The 20,671-nt window shown below is 36.9% G+C and carries 18 protein-coding genes; all 18 read right to left on the bottom strand.

What is annotated here, in order from left to right; all coding sequences use genetic code 11:
- Positions 1 to 15 precede the first annotated feature (15 nt).
- Positions 16 to 762, bottom strand: coding sequence for a 30S ribosomal protein S3 (gene rpsC, locus ACS3UD_RS03240; protein WP_308137798.1), 747 nt, complete (start codon positions 760 to 762; stop codon positions 16 to 18).
- Positions 763 to 782: 20 nt separating this feature from the next.
- Positions 783 to 1,118, bottom strand: coding sequence for a 50S ribosomal protein L22 (gene rplV, locus ACS3UD_RS03235; protein ID WP_213925133.1), 336 nt, complete (start codon positions 1,116 to 1,118; stop codon positions 783 to 785).
- Between the two features lie 18 nt (positions 1,119 to 1,136).
- The gene (rpsS, locus tag ACS3UD_RS03230) at positions 1,137 to 1,418 is read right to left on the bottom strand and encodes a 30S ribosomal protein S19 (RefSeq protein ID WP_213925134.1); all 282 of its coding nucleotides are present in this window, start codon (positions 1,416 to 1,418) and stop codon (positions 1,137 to 1,139) included.
- Positions 1,419 to 1,451: 33 nt separating this feature from the next.
- Positions 1,452 to 2,285, bottom strand: a complete 834-nt coding sequence (gene rplB / locus ACS3UD_RS03225) for a 50S ribosomal protein L2 (RefSeq protein ID WP_308137799.1) — start codon at positions 2,283 to 2,285, stop codon at positions 1,452 to 1,454.
- A gap of 203 nt (positions 2,286 to 2,488) precedes the next feature.
- Positions 2,489 to 2,779, bottom strand: coding sequence for a 50S ribosomal protein L23 (gene rplW / locus ACS3UD_RS03220; RefSeq protein WP_213925136.1), 291 nt, complete (start codon positions 2,777 to 2,779; stop codon positions 2,489 to 2,491).
- Entirely contained in the window at positions 2,779 to 3,402 is a 624-nt protein-coding gene (gene rplD, locus ACS3UD_RS03215) for a 50S ribosomal protein L4 (RefSeq protein WP_308137800.1), read from the bottom strand. The genes rplW and rplD overlap by 1 nt, the downstream gene beginning before the upstream one ends.
- A 26-nt stretch (positions 3,403 to 3,428) precedes the next feature.
- Positions 3,429 to 4,061: a 50S ribosomal protein L3 gene (gene rplC / locus ACS3UD_RS03210; RefSeq protein WP_308137801.1), complete on the bottom strand. Its 633-nt coding sequence runs from the start codon at positions 4,059 to 4,061 to the stop codon at positions 3,429 to 3,431.
- Between the two features lie 91 nt (positions 4,062 to 4,152).
- The gene (gene rpsJ / locus ACS3UD_RS03205; RefSeq protein ID WP_213925139.1) at positions 4,153 to 4,464 is read right to left on the bottom strand and encodes a 30S ribosomal protein S10; all 312 of its coding nucleotides are present in this window, start codon (positions 4,462 to 4,464) and stop codon (positions 4,153 to 4,155) included.
- Positions 4,465 to 4,965: 501 nt separating this feature from the next.
- The gene (locus tag ACS3UD_RS03200; RefSeq protein WP_308137802.1) at positions 4,966 to 6,462 is read right to left on the bottom strand and encodes an alanine/glycine:cation symporter family protein; all 1,497 of its coding nucleotides are present in this window, start codon (positions 6,460 to 6,462) and stop codon (positions 4,966 to 4,968) included.
- A 550-nt stretch (positions 6,463 to 7,012) separates the two neighbouring features.
- A complete protein-coding gene (gene tuf / locus ACS3UD_RS03195; RefSeq protein WP_308137803.1) occupies positions 7,013 to 8,206 on the bottom strand; it encodes an elongation factor Tu in 1,194 nt (397 codons plus the stop codon).
- Positions 8,207 to 8,228: 22 nt separating this feature from the next.
- Positions 8,229 to 10,292 (bottom strand): elongation factor G, encoded by a 2,064-nt coding sequence (gene fusA, locus ACS3UD_RS03190; protein WP_308137804.1) that lies wholly within the window; start codon positions 10,290 to 10,292, stop codon positions 8,229 to 8,231.
- A gap of 47 nt (positions 10,293 to 10,339) precedes the next feature.
- Positions 10,340 to 10,810 carry a 30S ribosomal protein S7 gene (rpsG, locus tag ACS3UD_RS03185; RefSeq protein WP_213927174.1) on the bottom strand — a complete coding sequence of 157 codons (471 nt, stop codon included), beginning with the start codon at positions 10,808 to 10,810 and terminating at the stop codon, positions 10,340 to 10,342.
- 208 nt (positions 10,811 to 11,018) lie between these two features.
- Positions 11,019 to 11,438: a 30S ribosomal protein S12 gene (gene rpsL, locus ACS3UD_RS03180; protein WP_213927175.1), complete on the bottom strand. Its 420-nt coding sequence runs from the start codon at positions 11,436 to 11,438 to the stop codon at positions 11,019 to 11,021.
- A gap of 25 nt (positions 11,439 to 11,463) precedes the next feature.
- A complete protein-coding gene (locus tag ACS3UD_RS03175; protein ID WP_308137805.1) occupies positions 11,464 to 11,697 on the bottom strand; it encodes a ribosomal L7Ae/L30e/S12e/Gadd45 family protein in 234 nt (77 codons plus the stop codon).
- A gap of 137 nt (positions 11,698 to 11,834) precedes the next feature.
- Complete coding sequence (rpoC, locus tag ACS3UD_RS03170) at positions 11,835 to 15,353, bottom strand: DNA-directed RNA polymerase subunit beta' (RefSeq protein ID WP_308140123.1); 3,519 nt, start codon at positions 15,351 to 15,353, stop codon at positions 11,835 to 11,837.
- 50 nt (positions 15,354 to 15,403) lie between these two features.
- Complete coding sequence (gene rpoB / locus ACS3UD_RS03165; protein ID WP_308137806.1) at positions 15,404 to 19,132, bottom strand: DNA-directed RNA polymerase subunit beta; 3,729 nt, start codon at positions 19,130 to 19,132, stop codon at positions 15,404 to 15,406.
- A gap of 342 nt (positions 19,133 to 19,474) precedes the next feature.
- Positions 19,475 to 19,855, bottom strand: coding sequence for a 50S ribosomal protein L7/L12 (rplL, locus tag ACS3UD_RS03160; RefSeq protein ID WP_213927177.1), 381 nt, complete (start codon positions 19,853 to 19,855; stop codon positions 19,475 to 19,477).
- Between the two features lie 312 nt (positions 19,856 to 20,167).
- Positions 20,168 to 20,671 (bottom strand): 50S ribosomal protein L10, encoded by a 504-nt coding sequence (gene rplJ / locus ACS3UD_RS03155; RefSeq protein ID WP_308137807.1) that lies wholly within the window; start codon positions 20,669 to 20,671, stop codon positions 20,168 to 20,170.

Genomic DNA, 20,671 nt, shown 5'->3' with positions numbered 1-20,671 from the left:
TTCCTTCAGGACTTATTACTTTCTATCTCTTTCTCTTTTGAAATTATTATTAGATCTTCTTTTTCTCTTGTTATCTCTATTATCGTTCATAGCTTTTACTGGTTCACGGTTATCTGATAACAATTGACCTTTCTTTCTAAGAACTTCGCCTCTGCAAATCCAAACCTTAACACCTATTTTTCCGAATGTTGTGTTTGCTTCTGCAAAGCCATAGCTTATATCAGCTCTTAAAGTTTGAAGAGGTATTTTACCATCTGAATATCCTTCAGTTCTAGCCATATCAGCTCCGTTCAATCTTCCTGATACGCTTGTTTTAATACCCTTTGCACCTAACTTCATTGTTCTTTGCATAGACTGTTTCATAGCTCTTCTGAAAGATATACGCTTTTCAATCTGGCTTGCTATATTTTCTGCAACCAACTGAGCGTTTAATTCAGGAACCTTTATTTCTTCTACATTAATTATAACAGTCTTACCTGTCATTTTTTCTATATTAGTTTTTAAGCTGTCAACACCAGAACCGCCTTTACCAATTATCATACCTGGTTTTGCTGTGAACACACTTACCTTAATTCTGCTGGCAAATCTTTCGATTTCAATCTTTGCTATTCCTGCCTGATTCATTGTGCTTATTATAAACTCACGAATCTTGTAGTCTTCAGCTAAATTTTCGCCGAAACTCTTTTTGTCAGCATACCATTTAGAATCCCAATCATTGATTATACCAACTCTAAGTCCATGAGGGTTTACCTTCTGACCCATTTTTTACCTCCTTTGCTGTTCTATTCTCTCTCTTTTACTACAGCTCCAATATGGCTGCTTCTTTTCAGTATTTTATATGCTGCTCCCTTTGATCTCGGTCTCCATCTCTTAAGAGTTGGACCTTGATTAGCATAAACTTCGGAAACATATAATTTATCTCTATCCATTTCAAAGTTATTTTCAGCATTTGCCGTAGCTGATTTAACTACTTTTTCTAAAATTTTAGCTCCCTTACTTGGGTAAAATTTTAAAATTGCTAAAGCTTCGTCAACTTGCTTTCCTCTTACCATATCACATACGAATCTCATTTTTCTAGGTGATACTCTTATATATTTAGCAACTGCTCTTGCTTCCATTTAAGCTTGCCTCCCTTCTTATTTAACTTTTGAAGATTTATCAGTCTTATCATGTCCTCTATAAGTCCTTGTTGGAGCAAATTCACCGAGTTTGTGTCCAACCATATCTTCAGTTATATATACAGGAACGTGCTTTCTGCCATCATGTATAGCTAATGTATGGCCTACCATTTCGGGGAATATTGTTGATCTTCTAGACCAAGTTTTTAATACTTTTTTATTGTTTGCTTCATTCATTTCCACAATCTTTTTCATAAGACTAGGTTCACAATAAGGCCCTTTTTTTAATGATCTACCCATTCACTATTTCCTCCTTTCACTAACCTGTTAAAACTATTTTGTATTTCTTCTCTTAACAATCATCTTGTCGGATTTTTTGTTTTTCTTACGAGTTTTCAAACCAAGTGCTGGTTTACCCCAAGGAGTAACAGGTCCTGGTCTACCAACAGGAGCTCTACCTTCACCACCACCGTGTGGATGGTCGTTAGGATTCATTACGGAACCTCTTACTGTAGGTCTGATACCCATATGTCTTTTTCTTCCGGCTTTACCTATTGTTATATTTTCGTGATCTAAATTTCCTACCTGACCAATTGTAGCTCTGCAGTCCATGCTTATCATTCTAACTTCGCCGCTTGGAAGTCTAACCTGAGCATACTTGCCTTCTTTAGCCATAAGCTGAGCTGAGTTGCCAGCTGAACGTACCATTTGTGCACCTTTACCAGGTTTTAATTCTATGTTGTGAATCAATGTACCAACAGGAATATTTCTTACAGGAAGTGCATTTCCTATTTTTATATCCGCATCAGATCCAGAAACAATTGTATCACCAACAGCTAATTTATAAGGAGCTATTATATATTTCTTTTCTCCATCTGCATAGTTTATAAGAGCTATATTCGCACTTCTGTTAGGATCATACTCAATTGTAGCAACTTTTCCTGGAACTCCGTCTTTATTTCTTTTAAAATCAATGATTCTATATTTTCTCTTTTCTCCACCACCCTGATGACGAACTGTTATTCTGCCATACGAGTTTCTTCCAGCCTTATTCTTTAATGGAGCTAAAAGAGATTTCTCAGGTTCATTAGTTGTTATTTCTTCAAATGTTGAAACTGTCATTTGTCTCAACGCCGGAGAGGTTGGTCTGTATTTTCTAATACCCATGAGATTTTCCTCCTTTTTTTGATCTACTATCTTTTAATTACATTCTTGTGCCCTTCGTTAGCTTAACATAAGGGGTTCGCAGGGAAATTCACTAATTTATTTGCTCCTAACGTCGCATAAATTAGGAATTTTGTGCGTTTGACCTACCATCAATTTTTTCTCCTTATCAGTCGAAAAAATTGGGTTAGGGCATAAAGGGCATCTTAGATTCCTTCAAAGAATTCTATTGTTTTGCTGTCTTCTGTTAAAGTAATTATAGCCTTTTTCCAATCGGCTCTTTTGCCAACATTCATGCCCATTCTTTTTTTCTTTCCAAGCATGTTCATTGTGTTCACACTTGCTACTTTAACTCCGAATATTTTTTCCACTGCATTTTTAATTTCAGTTTTATTAGACTTTTTATCAACAACAAAAGTGTATTTTTTTTCTGCCATTGCATCCATACTTGCTTCTGTTACTATCGGTCTTTTTATGATATCGTGTGGATCGCGCATTATGCGTACACCTCCTCCACTTTATTAACTGCTTCCTTCGTAATCAGGAAAGAATCACAGTTTAAAATGTCATAAACATTTATTGTGTTAATATATGCTGTTTTTACTCCCGGAATGTTAGCAGCTGCTCTAACTACAGCTTCATCTTTTTCAGGAATAACAACTAATGTTTTTTTACCGGAATTAAGATTTTTTAAAACCTTAACCATTTCTTTTGTTTTCGGCTGTTCAAGCACTAATTTATCTACTACTATTATTTCTTGATCCTGAACTTTTGAACTTAATGCTGATTTAAGAGCCAATCTCTTAACTTTCTTAGGAATTGAGTAGCTATAGTCTCTTGGCTTTGGAGCAAATACAATTCCTCCGCCTTTCCACTGCGGCGCTCTTATACTTCCTTGTCTTGCACGGCCTGTTCCTTTTTGTCTCCAAGGTTTTCTACCGCCGCCTCTCACATCAGCTCTTGTCTTTGCTGACTGAGTTCCTTGTCTTTGATTAGCCAAATAATTTTTTACAGCTTCATACATTACATGAGTGTTTACTTCTACACCAAATACGGCATCATTTAATTCGATATCGCCTACCTGGCTGCCTGTTATATCATAAAGAGCTACTTTCGGCATCTTTAGTCCTCCTTTCTACGCAATTATTATTTAGACTTTCTAACTGCTTCTCTGACCTTTACCAAACCTTTTTTAGGTCCTGGTATCGCACCTTTTACAAGTATTGCATTTTTATCTGCATCAACTTTTATAACTTCAAGGTTTAATACTGTAACTTTTTCATTACCCATATGTCCGTGAGCTTTTGTTCCTTTTACTACTCTTCCCACACCAGCAGAAGCTCCTAAAGAACCTCTTAATCTGTGGAATTTAGAACCGTGGCTCATATCTCCAGTATGATGTCCGTGTCTCTTAATAGATCCCTGGAATCCCTTACCTTTAGAAATTCCTACAACATCAACTTTCTCTCCGACTTGGAAAATATCAACGCCTATTTTCTGACCGATTTCGTAATCATCGATATTTGCTACTCTGAATTCTCTTAAAAATCTTTTTGGTTCTGCATTTGCTTTATCAAAATGACCTTTTATAGGTTTAACAACATTTTTTAATTTAATGTCTCCAAAGCCAACCTGAATTGCATTATAACCATCTTTTTCAACAGTTTTTTTCTGAATAACAACTATGTCGCCTGATTCGATTACAGTTACCGGAACAACATTTCCTTGTTCTGTGAACACTTGAGTCATTCCGACTTTTTTACCAAGAATTGCTTTCATTTTTACACCTCCTATTTTCTTACAGCGGATTGCTTTTAGGCAATCATTCTAAGCAGAGTGCATTATATATTTTTTCTCTACTTGCTTTCTCTTATAATTTGATTTCAATGTCTACACCGGCAGGCAGATTCAATTTCATCAATGAATCTACAGTCTTAGGTGTAGGGTTAGTTATGTCAATCAATCTTTTATGAGTTCTTTGTTCAAACTGCTCTCTGGAATCTTTGTACTTATGAACAGCTCTCAGTATTGTAATAACCTGTTTTTCTGTTGGCAGCGGAATCGGTCCTGCTACAGTTGCACCGGTATTTTTAGCTGTTTCTACAATTTTTTGTGCAGATTGATCAATTAATTGATGATCATAAGCCTTTAACCTAATTCTTATTTTCTGTGCGTTTGCCATTTTTTTACCTCCTTCTTCGTATGTCATCCATACAACTCGGAATTGCTCGATACACCTATCCGGGTGTTTCTTATTTTGTAGTTTTAGCAATACCGGTCGCCCTGTTTTTTAACAGGACATACTCTGCAAAAATTCCCTGATTTATTAAGCAAAATCAGCAACCTTTTGCGTCATCGCATGTGGCAAGCTTTATTATAATATACCATTATTTCTTATAAATCAAGTAGTTTTTTTATTTGTTTCAAAAAGTTAACATTTGTTACCTTTCCTTAACATGTCTGTGCGTTATTTATTTTTTTAATGTTTGCATTTGTTGAATTTTATATTAAACGTAAATTATAAATTTATTCCAGTTTTAAAATATCATTAATAATTCGTATATTTTACTCTGCTTTCTTCCTTAAAATTATTTGTACCTAAAATATGAACTATTAAAAAACACCATCCAAAAAAATTCTGGCTGGTGTTTTTTTATGATATTAATAATCTATGTTATAATTTCTAAAGTGAATTATTTTTAGCCTTTATTCTTTTAGCATTGATATCTTTCCACATTTCTACATCAACACCTTTCCAAGAAAGTTTGTCAGGATCATAGTAAGGATCCTTGCCAGCTTTCATTTGTTGATCATAGTCTTTGTACAAAGCAACGCATTTTGGGAACAACATGCATACTACTAACATGTTAATCCATGTACATGCGCCAAGAGCAAAGTCAGAAAGGCCCCAAGCTGTATCAGATTCAATGATACCCCATAAGAATACAAGTACAGGCATACCAAATTGTAAAATTCTTGTAATTGCTTTACGAGTGTTTTGTTGTGTTGGTTTTTGGAAAAGGTACATAGCTGCTGTTTCTGCCTCATAATAGTAGCTGATTAAGCATGTGAATGAGAATAATAACAGCATGATTGCAATAAAGATATGCCCAAAGTTACCAAGGACTGTGCTAGCAGCCATTTGAACATATATAATACCGCCTGTAATGCCTTCGGCAAGTTCAGGACTACCACTGCCGATATAACCTCCTGCTGTATTGAAACTATCAGTTAAAAGAATCATAAGACCTGTGCAACTACATACGATAACTGTGTCTAACCATACGCCGGCAGCATTTGACAATCCCTGTTTAACAGGGTGACTAGTTTCAACAGCTGCTGCTGTTGGTGAAGCCTCACCCATACCTGAAGCAGATGAGAAAGTACCTCTTTTAATACCTTGTTGAATTGCAATACCAATAGTACCTCCAAAAATAGCATTTAAGCCAAATGCGGAAGAAATAACATCAGAAATTAGTGCTGGTATTTTTGTAATATTTAGTACTAATATTATAAGGGTAATTCCCATGTAAATAGCTGTCATAAATGGAACTATTGAAGAAGCTACGGTACTAATACGTCTTATACCACCAAGAACTGTCACAAGTAGCAGAACTGCAATACAAGCAGATATAACAGTCATCGAAATACCTGTAGCTTGATTAAATGCGTCAGAAACCGTATATGTAGCAGCAGCAGTCATAAAGCAAGAAGTGCCCACAAACATAACCACAGCCATAAATTTACCGTATTTTCCCCATCCTAGTCCGCGTTCAGCACAGTAAGGACCGCCGCCACGGTATGCGCCGTCAACACGAATTTTATACAACTGACCCAATGTACACTCAGCAAAGCAAACTGCAGAGTTTGTCATGCCTATAAGTATCATCCAAAACAACGCACCAGGACCACCTGAATAAATTGCAACAGCAACTCCTGCTACATTACCTGTTCCAACACGCATCGCCATAGTTGTACAGAAGGATGCAAAAGAAGATATACCTGACTCTGAGTCACCTTTTTCTATAATACGACTCCACATATCTTTAAAACGAACGAATTGAAAAAATCCTAATTTTACTGTAAAGTAAATGCCGGCACCACCGATAAGTAAAAGCATGCCAATGCCCCAAATGTAACCATTTGCCCAATTAACTACACTGTTTAAAGTATTTAACATAATTTCTCCTTGTTAAAAAAATTTTTTTGAATCATTTGCAAATTTTCTTTGTTACTTTATTACGCCTCTTAAATATTACATAACACTTACTATGACTTGCTAAAAGCTTCAACCACCTCCATTTCTTTTTCTTCTTTATCAGCTATAAATTCCCTCCAAAATATAGCTGATAATGTTTTCATGAATAATGAATTTACCATTGCAAGTCCACCATAATAGTTGCAACTACTGTGCCAATTTTTATTTTCTTTAAAATTATGTGATTTAAATTATAGAATGTGATAAAATGGAGCATAACGAAATTTATATTTATATTACAAGTAAATTTTCTTTTACAACGATGTACAAAAAATCATAATATTGTATGTATAATTATTTTACACCTGTACAAAAATTATAACTATTTCTCAATTTATTAGTCATATCAAAAAATATTAAACCTAAAAAAAGGCTCAGATATACTGAAGCCTTTTTTATATCAAAAGGAGGAGCAATGCTCCTCCTTTTACAGTGATTTTCCCGCCACATCTGTGAGGTTATGTTCACCAATTTATTTTATTATACTTGTAACAACACCTGAACCAACTGTTCTTCCGCCTTCTCTGATAGCGAATCTCAATCCTTCTTCTATTGCTATTGGGTGGATTAATTCTACTATAAATCTTGCGTTATCTCCAGGCATGCACATTTCTGTTCCTTCTTCAAGGTCGATCTGGCCTGTTATATCTGTTGTTCTGAAATAGAACTGTGGTCTGTATCCGTTAAAGAATGGTGTATGTCTTCCACCTTCTTCTTTTGTTAATACATAAACTTCTGCATTAAATTTTGTATGTGGTGTTATTGTACCTGGTTTTGCTAATACCTGACCTCTTTGGATTTCATTTCTCTGAATTCCTCTTAACAGTGCTCCGATATTATCTCCTGCCTGTGCCTGATCAAGTAATTTCTTGAACATTTCTACACCTGTACAAACTGTTTCTGCTGGCTCCTCTGCTAATCCAACTATCTGGATTTTATCCTGTACCTTCAGAACTCCTCTTTCTACTCTTCCTGTTGCAACTGTTCCTCTTCCTGTTATTGAGAATACATCCTCTACAGGCATTAAGAACGGTTTATCTATGTCTCTTTCTGGAGTTGGTATCCATTCGTCTACCGCTGCCATTAATTCGATAATTTTGTCTCCCCATTCTCCTGAAGGATCTTCAAGAGCTTTTAATGCTGAACCTTTTACTATTGGAGTGTTGTCTCCATCGAATTCATATTCAGATAATAATTCTCTGATTTCCATTTCTACCAATTCGATTAATTCTGGATCATCTACCATATCTTCTTTGTTTAAGAATACTACTAATCTTGGAACACCAACCTGTCTTGAAAGAAGGATGTGCTCTCTTGTCTGAGGCATAGGACCATCAGCTGCAGAAACAACAAGTATTCCTCCGTCCATCTGTGCTGCTCCAGTTATCATGTTCTTTACATAGTCAGCATGGCCTGGGCAGTCAACGTGTGCATAGTGTCTGTTTGCAGTTTCATACTCAACGTGTGATGTCGATATAGTGATTCCTCTTTCTCTTTCTTCCGGAGCCTTATCGATATTATCAAATGCTACGCTTTCTCCTGTGCCAAATCTATCATGCAGTGTTCTAGTAATTGCTGCTGTTAATGTAGTCTTACCATGGTCAACGTGCCCGATTGTTCCAATATTAACATGGGGCTTACTTCTTTCATATTTTGCTTTTGCCATATTTACTTCCTCCTGGATAAAATTATTTATTAATTATTTTTTCAGCTACGCTGTTAGGAACTTTTTCATAGTGATCGAATTCCATTGAATAACTTGCTCTTCCTTGAGTCATAGATCTCAATGTAGTCGCATATCCGAACATTTCTGACAACGGAACAAATGCATCTACAACCTTAACGCCGTTTCTGTCCGTAAAGCCTTCGATTCTTCCTCTTCTAGAGTTAGCATCTCCCATAACATCTCCCAAATATTCCTCAGGTGTTGTTATTTCAACTTTCATGTAAGGCTCAAGCAATACTGGTTTCGCTTTTTCCATCGCCTGTTTAAATGCCATAGAACCAGCGATTTTAAACGCCATCTCACTAGAGTCTACTTCGTGGTATGAACCGTCATATAATGTTACTTTAAAATCTATTGCCGGATAGCCGGCCAATATACCGTTTTCAGCTGCGCCTCTTACTCCTGCCTCAACTGCTGGTATATATTCTCTCGGAATAACTCCGCCTGTAATTGCATTGACAAATGTAATGCCCTGGCCAGGTTCTTGAGGTTCCATGGTAATTTTAACATGACCATACTGTCCTTTACCACCTGACTGTCTTGCATACTTAACGTCAACGTCTGCGTTACTTGTAACTGTTTCTTTGTAAGATACTTGCGGCTTACCTACATTTGCTTCAACTTTGAATTCTCTTAAAAGTCTGTCAACGATGATTTCCAAATGAAGTTCACCCATACCTGCAATAATTGTCTGCCCTGTATCAGGGTTTGTATATGTTTTAAATGTTGGATCTTCTTCAGCAAGCTTCTGAAGACCTATACCCATTTTTTCTTGTCCTGCTTTAGTCTTAGGCTCAATAGCAACTTCAATAACTGGATCTGGGAATTCCATTGATTCCAGTAATATTGGATGGCTCATATCACACAATGTGTCTCCTGTAGTTGTAAACTTCAAACCAACAGCAGCTTCTATATCTCCTGTATAGGACTCGCTAATTTCTTCTCTTTTGTTAGCATGCATCTGAAGAATTCTTCCGATTCTCTCTTTCTTATTCTTAGTTGAATTAAGAACGTAGCTTCCGGATTCCATCGTTCCAGAATATATTCTGAAGAATGTAAGTTTTCCAACAAACGGGTCTGTCATAATTTTAAATGCCAATGCTGCTAATGGTGATTCATCAGCAGGTTCCCTTATTATTTCTTCATTAGTATCTGGATCAAAGCCTTTCATCTGAGGAACTTCTAACGGATTTGGTAAAAAGTCAATAATCGCATTTAAAAGCAGTTTAACACCTTTATGCTTATATGCAGTACCACAAAGAACTGGTACTATCTCATTTGCAATTGTGCTCTTTCTTATAGCTGCTTTTATTTCTTCAACGGAAAATTCTTCGCCGTTTAAGTATTTTTCCATTATTACTTCATCATAATCCGCTAATGCTTCAATTAACTTATCTCTATATTCATTAGCTTGATCGACATAGTCTTCCGGTATATCAATAACATCTTCGTCAGTTCCCAAGTCATTGTTATATCGTACAGCTTTCATTTCAATCAGGTCTATAATACTGTGGAATTGGTCTTCTGCACCTATTGGCAGTTGAATAGCAACTGCGTTTGCCTTTAATCTTTCATGCATTGTTCCCAATGAATATATGAAGTTAGCACCCATTTTATCCATTTTGTTTACAAAACAAATTCTAGGTACATTATATTTATCTGCCTGTCTCCAAACAGTTTCTGATTGGGGTTCAACTCCCATTTTTGCGTCAAATATTGCTACCGCACCATCGAGCACTCTAAGCGATCTCTCAACTTCAACTGTAAAGTCTACGTGACCAGGTGTATCGATGATGTTAATTCTTACATCTTGCCATTTACAAGTAGTTGCAGCTGAAGTTATTGTTATTCCTCTTTCCTGCTCTTGCTCCATCCAGTCCATCTGAGATGCACCTTCGTGAGTTTCTCCTACTTTATGAATCTTCCCGGTATAGAACAGGATTCTTTCGGTACATGTAGTTTTTCCTGCATCGATATGCGCCATTATACCAATATTCCTTGTATTTTCTAAAGAATATTCTCTCATTTTTTTCCCTCCTTCACGCTGCGAATAAAACCTTACTACTTAGATTATTACCATCTAAAGTGTGCAAATGCTTTATTAGCTTCTGCCATTTTGTGTGTATCTTCTCTTTTCTTAACACTTGCTCCTACGTTATTAGCTGCATCCATTATTTCTTTTGCAAGCTTTTCACGCATGGTTTTTTCTCCTCTTTTTCGAGAATAACCTACGAGCCATCTTAATCCCAAAGTTTGTCTTCTCTCTGGTCTAACTTCGATAGGAACCTGATAAGTTGCTCCGCCGACTCTTCTTGCTTTAACTTCAAGAACTGGCATGATGTTGTTCATAGCTTTTGTAAAAATCTCCAAAGGATCTTCACCTGTTTTTTCTTTCATGATGTCAAAAGCATCATATACGATTGTTTGAGCAACACCTTTTTTTCCATCATACATAAGCTGGTTGATCAGTTTAGAAACAACTTTATCTTTGTATATTGGATCTTCCATTACTTCTCTTTTAGGTATGTGACCTTTTCTTGGCACTTTGCTTCCCTCCTTAACATAATTTAATTCACAGGTACTCGACAAATAATATGCCGTCGTGCACAAAATGCATTCATCTTTGCAACCGTGTTATATGTTAACACCTGAAGCATCAATGCGACAATTTCTCAACATAACATTAAAAATTGTATATATATATTATGGCGCGATGCATCATAACCTGCATAGTGTGCCGGATATCATCTAATTATTTTTTCTGTTTTTCCCTTTTAGCTCCATACTTGGATCTTGCTTGCTTTCTCTTAGCAACACCAGCTGTATCAAGGGTACCTCTTACAATGTGATATCTAACCCCTGGTAAGTCTTTAACTCTTCCGCCTCTTATAAGAACAACGCTATGCTCTTGTAAGTTGTGGCCTACTCCTGGAATATAAGCTGTAACTTCAACACCTGTTGTTAATTTAACTCTGGCAATTTTTCTTAAAGCTGAGTTAGGTTTTTTAGGTGTTACAGTCTTAACTGAAGTACAAACTCCTCTTTTTTGAGGTGAATGTGATTCATTCATCTTCTTCTGAAGTGTGTTGTAGCTTACATTCAATGCTGGAGAATTAGACTTATATGTTACTCTTTCTCTACCTTTTCTCACTAACTGGTTAATCGATGGCATTCGTGCACCTCCTTGCAAAATATTTTTATTTTAAAACGGCAGCCGCCGCTGCGTTTACATTAATACCACAGACTAATCCAAGTTCCTTCATAGTATCAAAATAAACTATTTCAACATTATGTTCCTTGCACGCATCTGTGATGGGTTTAGTAACATGCAAATCAGCATCCTTTGATATATATATCTTTACAGCTTCATTTCTGGATAAAGCTCTCAAAGTCTGCTTCTTTCCTATTACTATTTTGTTGTTGTCTTTCATTGCAATCACCCTTTACTAATTACTCAGTTCATGGATATGCTATATTCCATGAACCGAGTACAATTATTTAAGGATTAAAACACTAGAGTATTCTACCATCTTATTTTTTAGATGTCAAATATTTTTTCAACTTTCATTTACTCATTAACAGGTTCTTCTTTTTCTTCTATTTCAACATCTTTAGTGGTTACTCCAATATTTCTGTATTTCTTCATTCCTGTTCCCGCCGGTATAAGTTTACCTATAATGACATTTTCTTTAAGTCCAATCAAACTATCAACTTTTCCCTTTGTAGCGGCATCTGTTAATACTCTTGTTGTCTCCTGGAATGATGCAGATGCAAGGAATGAATCCGTGGCAAGTGATGACTTTGTAATACCAAGCAATGCAACCTCACCAACAGCAGGCTCTTTTCCTTCTTCAATGGCTTTATCATTCTGTTCTTTAAACTCAAATGATGACACCAGACTGCCAGGAAGAAGACTAGTATCGCCCGAATCCTCAATTCGAACTTTATTTACCATCTGTCTTACTATTACTTCAACATGCTTATCGCTTATGTCAACACCCTGCATTCTGTAAACCCTTTGAACCTCCATAAGAATATACGATTCAAGGGCTTTCATTCCTTTTATGTTCATAATATCATGAGGATTAACTGAACCTTCCGTAATCTTATCTCCGGCTTCTAGGTGATCCCCCTCGGAAACAAGTACCTTTGACCCATAAGGTATCAAATATGTCTTGCTTTCCATAGATTCGTTGTTTGTAATTGTAACTTCTCTTTTATGAATTTTTTCCGTTAATGTAACTCTACCAGGAATTTCTGAAATTATTGCCTGGCCTTTCGGCTTTCTTGCTTCAAAAAGCTCCTCTATACGAGGCAAACCTTGAGTTATATCACTTGCCGCAGCAATACCGCCGGTATGGAACGTACGCATTGTAAGCTGTGTACCAGGCTCGCCAATTGACTGAGCAGCAATGATTCCAACTGCTCCTCCAACATTAACAAGCTTTCCTGTAGCAAGGTTGGTACCATAGCATTTTGCACACACCCCATGAGGAGTCTTGCACGTCAAAACGGATCTTACTTTAACCTTTTTTATACCTGAATCCTGAATTTTATGTGCAGTTTCTTCGGAAATAAATCCTCCGGATTTCACCATTATTTCACCTGTTTCAGGGTTTATAATATCGTCAGAAGCATATCTGTCTGCACATCTTTCACTTAATTCTTCTATCACTTCTTTACCGTCAACAAAAGCTTCAACTTCAATTCCGTCTGTTGTACCACAATCAACTTCTCTTACAATAACATCCTGGCTTACATCTACAAGCCTTCTTGTTAAATAACCTGAGTCTGCTGTTCTAAGAGCCGTATCTGTTAATCCTTTTCGAGCTCCTGTAGCTGAAAGGAAGAATTCAAGAACTGTAAGTCCTTCTCGGAAGTTTGACTTAACCGGAACCTCAACTGTCTTACCTGTGGCACTCGCCATAAGTCCACGCATACCTGCCAGCTGTTTTATCTGGTTACGGCCTCCACGGGCTCCGGATACTGACATGATATAAATAGAATTTAGAGGGTCCAAGTTACTCATCAACGCCTCTGTAACATCTTCAGTTGTCTGATTCCAAATCTTAATTACATTTTCGTATCTTTCTTCATCGGTCATCAAACCTCTTCTGTACTTCTTTTCATATTCGATAACCTGTTTTTCAGCTTTTTCAATAAGTTCTTTCTTTTTTTCAGGAACAGTTATGTCGCTGACACTTATTGTTATTGCTCCCTTTGTGGAATATTTATAGCCTTTTGACTTTATTCCATCCAATACGTCAGCTGTTTTTGAGTTGCCGTATTTTCTAAAACATCTGTATATTATTTCCTCAAGATGTTTTTTCGTAACTGTTTTATCAATTTCAAGTGAGAATTTGTCTTTTTCTCTGTCAACAAAGCCTAGATTCTGAGGAATATTTTCGTTAAATATAAACCTTCCTGCAGTACTTTCAACAAACCTGGTTTCTCCGTCTATTGTCTTTCTCAGCTTTATTCTGGCATGCAAATCAATGTTTTGATTGAAATATGCCAACATCATTTCATCATAGTCTTTAAAAACCATTCCATGTCCCTTTGAGTTTTCTATTTCCAAGGTCATGTAGTAGCTTCCAAGAACCATATCCTGTGTAGGTGTGGTAATAGGTCTTCCGTCTTTTGGAGCCAAAATATTGTTTGTTGACATCATCAAAAATCTTGATTCTGCCTGCGCTTCTACCGATAAAGGAACGTGTACCGCCATCTGGTCTCCGTCAAAGTCGGCATTGTATGCCGTACATACCAAAGGGTGCAGCTTGATAGCTTTTCCTTCAACAAGCACAGGCTCAAATGACTGAATTCCAAGTCTGTGAAGCGTAGGTGCACGGTTAAGCATTACCGTATGGTCTTTGATTATTTCATCTAATACGTCCCATACTGCAGTATCCACCTTTTCAACTTTTTTCTTTGCGCTTTTAATATTGTGTGCCGTTCCATTCTCAACAAGTTTCTTCATAACAAACGGCTTGAAAAGCTCAAGAGCCATCTTTTTCGGAAGGCCGCACTGGTTAAATTTAAGCTCAGGACCGACAACTATAACCGAACGGCCTGAATAGTCAACTCTCTTTCCCAGTAGGTTTTGTCTAAAACGCCCTTGCTTTCCTTTAAGCATATCTGACAGAGATTTTAATGGTCTGTTTCCTGGGCCTGTTACAGGTCTTCCTCTTCTTCCATTATCTATTAATGCGTCAACAGCTTCCTGTAACATCCTTTTTTCATTTCTTACTATTATGTCAGGTGCTCCTAAATCAAGAAGCCTCTTCAATCTGTTGTTTCTGTTTATAACTCTTCTGTAAAGATCGTTTAAGTCTGATGTAGCAAAACGCCCACCGTCAAGTTGAACCATCGGTCTTAATTCCGGAGGAATAACAGGTACAGCATCTAAAATCATCCATTCCGGTCTGTTGCCTGAAATTCTAAAAGCTTCAATGACTTCCAATCTTCTTGTTATTCTTATTTTTTTCTGTCCTTTGCTATCCTTCAGCTGACTTTTAAGCTCGGCAGCTTCATTTTCAAGGTCTATTTTTTCAAGAAGTTTTTTTATTGCTTCCGCACCCATCTCTGCCTTAAAAGCATTTTTATAATGGTCTTTATATTCTCTGTACTCCATTTCTGTCAAAAGCTGTTTTTCAGACAAAGAAGTGTCACCTGCTTCAGTAACAACATATTGTGCAAAATACAAAACTTTTTCCAACGCTCTTGGAGACATATCTAGAATTAATCCCATTCTAGATGGTATACCTTTAAAATACCATATGTGAGATACCGGGGCAGCAAGCTCAATGTGCCCCATTCTTTCTCTTCTTACCTTTGCTTTTGTAACCTCAACTCCGCATCGGTCACAAACAACACCTTTATATCTTACTCTTTTATACTTTCCGCAATGACATTCCCAGTCTTTAGTAGGTCCAAATATTTTTTCACAGAAAAGACCGTCTTTCTCTGGCTTTAATGTACGATAATTTATTGTTTCTGGTTTTTTAACTTCTCCTCTAGACCATTGTCTGATTTTATCCGGAGATGCCAAGCCAATTCTTATTGATTCGAAATTATTGTAATCTATCAAGGAGTTCGCTCCCTTCATTATAATTTTGTTCACCTGGTCCTTCTTGTATCTTAAAAATCATCTTCACTGTCATAGTCATCTTCTACATCAATATCCTCTTCATAGACATCAACATCGTCAATATCTTCAACATCAACATCATCAGTTTCCCCAACTTCTTCAGAGTTGCTTTGAATATCGACCTCGTTCATTCCTTCTTCTTCAACATAAGTCATATCTCCGAGGTTCTCTCCGTCAATATGGGTATCATCATCAGTATCCATCGTGTCAACTATTTCAACTTCATCTTTTTCGCTGGTAATAATTTTAATATCCAGCGATAAACTCTGCAATTCTTTTACAAGTACCTTAAATGATTCAGGAATTCCAGGTTCAGGAATATTTTCGCCCTTAACGATGGCTTCGTATGTTTTAACCCTACCATTAACATCATCAGATTTAACCGTAAGTATTTCCTGTAATGTATGAGCCGCGCCATATGCTTCCAGAGCCCAAACTTCCATTTCTCCGAACCTTTGTCCTCCGAACTGAGCTTTACCTCCAAGAGGCTGCTGAGTTACCAATGAATAAGGTCCTGTTGAACGAGCATGTATTTTATCATCAACCAAGTGATGGAGTTTAAGCATATACATGTAGCCGACAGTTACAGGTCCATCAAAATATTCGCCGGAACGTCCGTCTCTCAGTTCAATTTTACCGCTTCTAGGATATCCAGCCATTTCAAGGGCATCCCATATATCATCTTCTATCGCTCCGTCAAAAACAGGTGTAGCCACATTCCATCCAAGCTTTTTAGCAGCGAGTCCAAGGTGGACTTCCAAAACCTGGCCTATGTTCATACGCGAAGGCACGCCCAAAGGATTTAACACTACTTGCAACGGAGTTCCGTCAGGCAGGAACGGCATATCCTCCTCAGGCATAATTCTCGATATAACACCTTTGTTACCGTGGCGACCACACATTTTGTCACCTACATTTATTTTACGTTTTGTTGCAATATAAACTCTTACCATTTTGCTTACTCCGGGACTTAATTCATCACCGTTTTCTCTTGTAAATACTTTAACGTCAACAATTATACCCGTTTCACCGTGAGGAACCTTCAATGAAGTGTCTCTTACTTCTCTAGCTTTTTCGCCGAAAATTGCCCTCAACAGTCTTTCTTCAGCTGTTAATTCTGTTTCACCTTTAGGAGTAACCTTTCCTACAAGTATATCTCCGGATTTTACTTCTGCTCCGATTCTGATTATACCTCTTTCATCAAGATCCTTAAGTGAATCGTCTCCAACATTCGGAATGTCTCTTGTTATTTCTTCCGGTCCTAATTTTGTATCTCTCGCTTCAGATTCATATTCTTCAATATGGAGAGATGTAAGCACATCATCCATAACAAGCTTTTCATTGAGCAGCATGGCATCCTCGTAGTTGTAACCTTCCCAAGTCATAAAGCCTATCATAAGATTCTTTCCTATGGCCATGTCTCCGTTATCCGTAGAAGGGCCATCCGCAATGATCTGACCTCTTTTTATTTCTTCACCCTTGTTGATTATCGGTCTTTGATTGATGCATGTACCGCTGTTAGAACGCTTAAACTTCAGCAAAGGATACTTTTCAATCATTCCGTTATCGCTTCTTTTGATTAAAATTTCCGATGAATTTACAGAAATAGCAACTCCATCGTTATCCGCTACAATAACAGCACCTGAATCCTTTGCCGCTTTATACTCAAGACCCGTTCCTATAACAGGAGCCTCTGTTACAAGCAGAGGAACAGCCTGTCGCTGCATGTTAGCACCCATAAGAGCACGGTTAGCGTCATCATTTTCAAGGAACGGAATCATACCAGTACCAATTGATATTACCTGCTTAGGAGAAACCTCCATATAATCAACCTTATCTCTTGAAACAATTTCATTGACACCGTCTATACCTCTTACAACAACACGCGTATGAGCAAATGTACCATCTTCATTCAATGGTTCATTAGACTGAGCAATTATCTTTGTATCTTCTATATCAGCCGTAATATAATCAATTGTATCTGTTACACGGCCTGTTTCTTTATCTACTTTTCTGTATGGAGCCTCAAGAAATCCATAGTCATTTATTCTTGCATAAGTTGCAAGAGATGTAATAAGTCCGATGTTAGGGCCTTCTGGAGTTTCAATAGGGCACATTCTTCCGTAATGTGAATGGTGAACGTCTCTTACTTCAAAGCTTGCTCTGTCCCTTGACAATCCTCCAGGTCCCAATGCAGACATTCTTCTTTTATGCGTAAGCTCAGCTAAAGGATTTGTCTGGTCCATAAACTGAGAAAGCTGACTGGAACCAAAAAATTCTTTAATCGCAGCGGAAACAGGCCTAATATTAATCAAGACTTGTGGTGTCACAACATCAACATCTTGAATAGTCATTCTTTCTCTGACTACCCTTTCCATTCTGGAAAGGCCTACTCTTACCTGATTTTGAAGTAACTCGCCTACAGATCTAAGCCTTCTGTTGCCTAAATGATCTATGTCATCGGTATCACCGACACCTTTAAACAAGCCCAATTGGTAATTTGCAGAAGCCATCATGTCCTCAACAATAATATGTCTAGGAGAAAGCAGCTTTATATTATCAATTATGGCCTTTTCAATATCTTCAACAGAACTGTTTTCTTCAAGTATTTTTTTCATAACGGGATAGAAAACACGTTCTTTTAAACCAATTTTCTCAAAATCTATATCTAAGCCAAATACTTCCGGATCTACAAACTTATTCGATAATACTTTGGTTACCTTTTCGTCAGCATTAAAAACAGCTACTTCAAATATACCCGCTGCTTCTAATTTTTGTATCGTTTCGCTGTTGAATTGATAATCTTTATGTACTAAGATTTCTCCGGTTTCTTTGTCTACTACGTCTTCAGCGGAACGTCTTCCCATAATTCTATTTTCAAAACTTAACTTTTTGTTAAACTTATATCTTCCGACTTTTGCAAGATCATATCTTTTTGGGTCAAAGAAAAGGGAATTTATTAAAGAAGAAGCGCTATCAAGTGTCGGTGGTTCTCCCGGTCTTAATCTTTTATATATTTCTATTAGTGCTTCGTCTGAATTTGCAGTGTTGTCCTTTTCCAGCGTTTTCAAAAGCTGCTCCGTTTCTCCCAACGTTTCGATAATCTGAGAATTTGAAGAAAGCCCCATGGCTCTAACAAGCACTGTGGCCGGAAGTTTTCTTGTACGGTCTACTCTTACATATATAATATCGTTTGAGTCCGTTTCATACTCAAGCCATGCCCCTCTGTTTGGAATAAGTGTAGCCTCATAAAGTTCCTTACCTACCTTATCCCTAGTCATATTGTAATAAACTCCGGGCGATCTGACTAGCTGGCTGACAATAACACGCTCTGCTCCGTTAATAATGAATGTTCCTCTGTCAGTCATTAGAGGAAAATCACCCATAAATGTTTCTTGCTCCTTAATCTCTCCAGTTTCTTTATTAATAAGTCTTACTTTTAGCTTTAAAGGAACTGAATACGTTGCATCTCTTTCTTTACATTCTACTTCGCTGAATTTAGGTTCTCCATATAAAGAATGATCCACAAACTCCAGAATTAAATTGCCGGTATAATCCTCGATGGGAGAAATATCGTCAAATACCTCTTTAAGTCCTTCACTTAAAAACCATTCGTACGATCTTTTCTGAACCTCAATCAAATCCGGCAAATCTAAAACTTCATCAATTTTAGAGTAAGTCATTCTCACTCTATTACCTATTTTCACAGGATGCGGCATTTTTTCACCCCTTAGTAATTTTTTTTGGCATACAAATTCTGTGCCAACATTTTATGCTCATGGCAATATAATATATTATCACTATGATTTTTTTCTGTCAATACATTTTTTAAAATTATTTAATAATTTCATCAATTTCTTTTGATACTAATCGTCAAAAATTACTCCAATACAATAAATTACAAAAACAGAATACTCTTCAAAATAAAGCATATTTTAGAAAATGCGCCTTAATTATTATTTACAATATTTAAAAAAATATACAACATTAATTGAAAAAAAGGCTTTACTTTTTTGCGTAAAGCCTTTTATTGTCAATGTAATTTAAATAATTAAATTCAATTATTTGATTTCTACAGATGCGCCTTCAGCTTCTAAAGCTTCTTTCATTTTTTCAGCATCTTCCTTAGAAACAGCTGACTTTAATGTTGTAGGTGCTTTGTCAACAGCATCCTTTGCTTCTTTCAAACCAAGCCCTGTTAACTCTCTTACTACTTTTATTACTTTAATTTTTCCGCCGCCTGCTGCTGTCAACACTACATCAAATTCAGTTTTTTCTTCTGCTGCAGCTGCTGCTCCGCCTGCTGCTGCACCAGCTACCGCTACAGGAGCTGCTGCTGATACACCAAATTCCTCTTCTATTGTTTTTACTAATTCATTTAATTCTAATACTGATAACTTCTTTATTTCTTCAACAAAGTTTGTTATTTTTTCACTTGCCATTTCAAATTACCTCCTGGTATATTATATTTTAATTTTATTTGTTTTTACATTTTGCGCAGCCGGGTTAGGGCTTCGCGCAGTTTCGTTCACCAATTTATTTATTCGCTATCGCTCGTATACATTGGGAACTTATTGCGAAAGATCTACCACTATTTTTCAGAAAAATCACTCTGAAAAACAGGGTTAGGGCTTCGCGCAGTCTCATTCACCAAAATATTTGCTCCTTACGTCGCATATTTTGGGAATTCGTTGCGAAAGACCTACCAACTATTTTTCAGAAAAAACCGCTCTGAAAAATAGGGTTAGGGCTTCTTACGCTACTTCTTCGTCTTTCTTAGCTACTTGATCAAGCAGATAAGCAAGATTTCTGATATTTCCTTGTAATACTCCAGCCAACTGTGCAAGAAGTACTTCTCTTGACGGAACACTTGCCAATGCTTTTACTTCATCCGCATTCATAACCTTGCCTTCAGATATACCGGCTTTAATTACAAGAGTGTCATTGCTTGTCTTAGCAAAGTCATTTGTTACTTTTGCAGCAGATACTTCATCGTCGAAAGAAATTGCAACCGCATTTGGTCCCTCCAAATTGGAAGTCATATCCTTATAGCCTAGTTCTTCAAACGCAAAGCGCATTAATGTATTTTTATACACTTTGTAATCAACGCCTACTTCTCTGCACTTATTTCTTAATTCAGTAGCTTTTTCAACTGTCAGGCCGTTATATTCAACCAACACAATCGATTTAGCACTTCTAAACTTCTCTGTTATATCACTCACTACCTGTTTTTTCTGTTCTAAAGCTGTTTGATTCAC

Origin of the sequence: Sedimentibacter sp. LTW-03, from assembly GCF_052059825.1 — a bacterium.
In the GTDB taxonomy this organism is placed as follows: Bacteria; Bacillota; Clostridia; order Tissierellales; family Sedimentibacteraceae; genus Sedimentibacter.
Note: the sequence above shows the minus strand (reverse complement) of the source record. Positions and strands in the feature narration are given on the sequence as shown.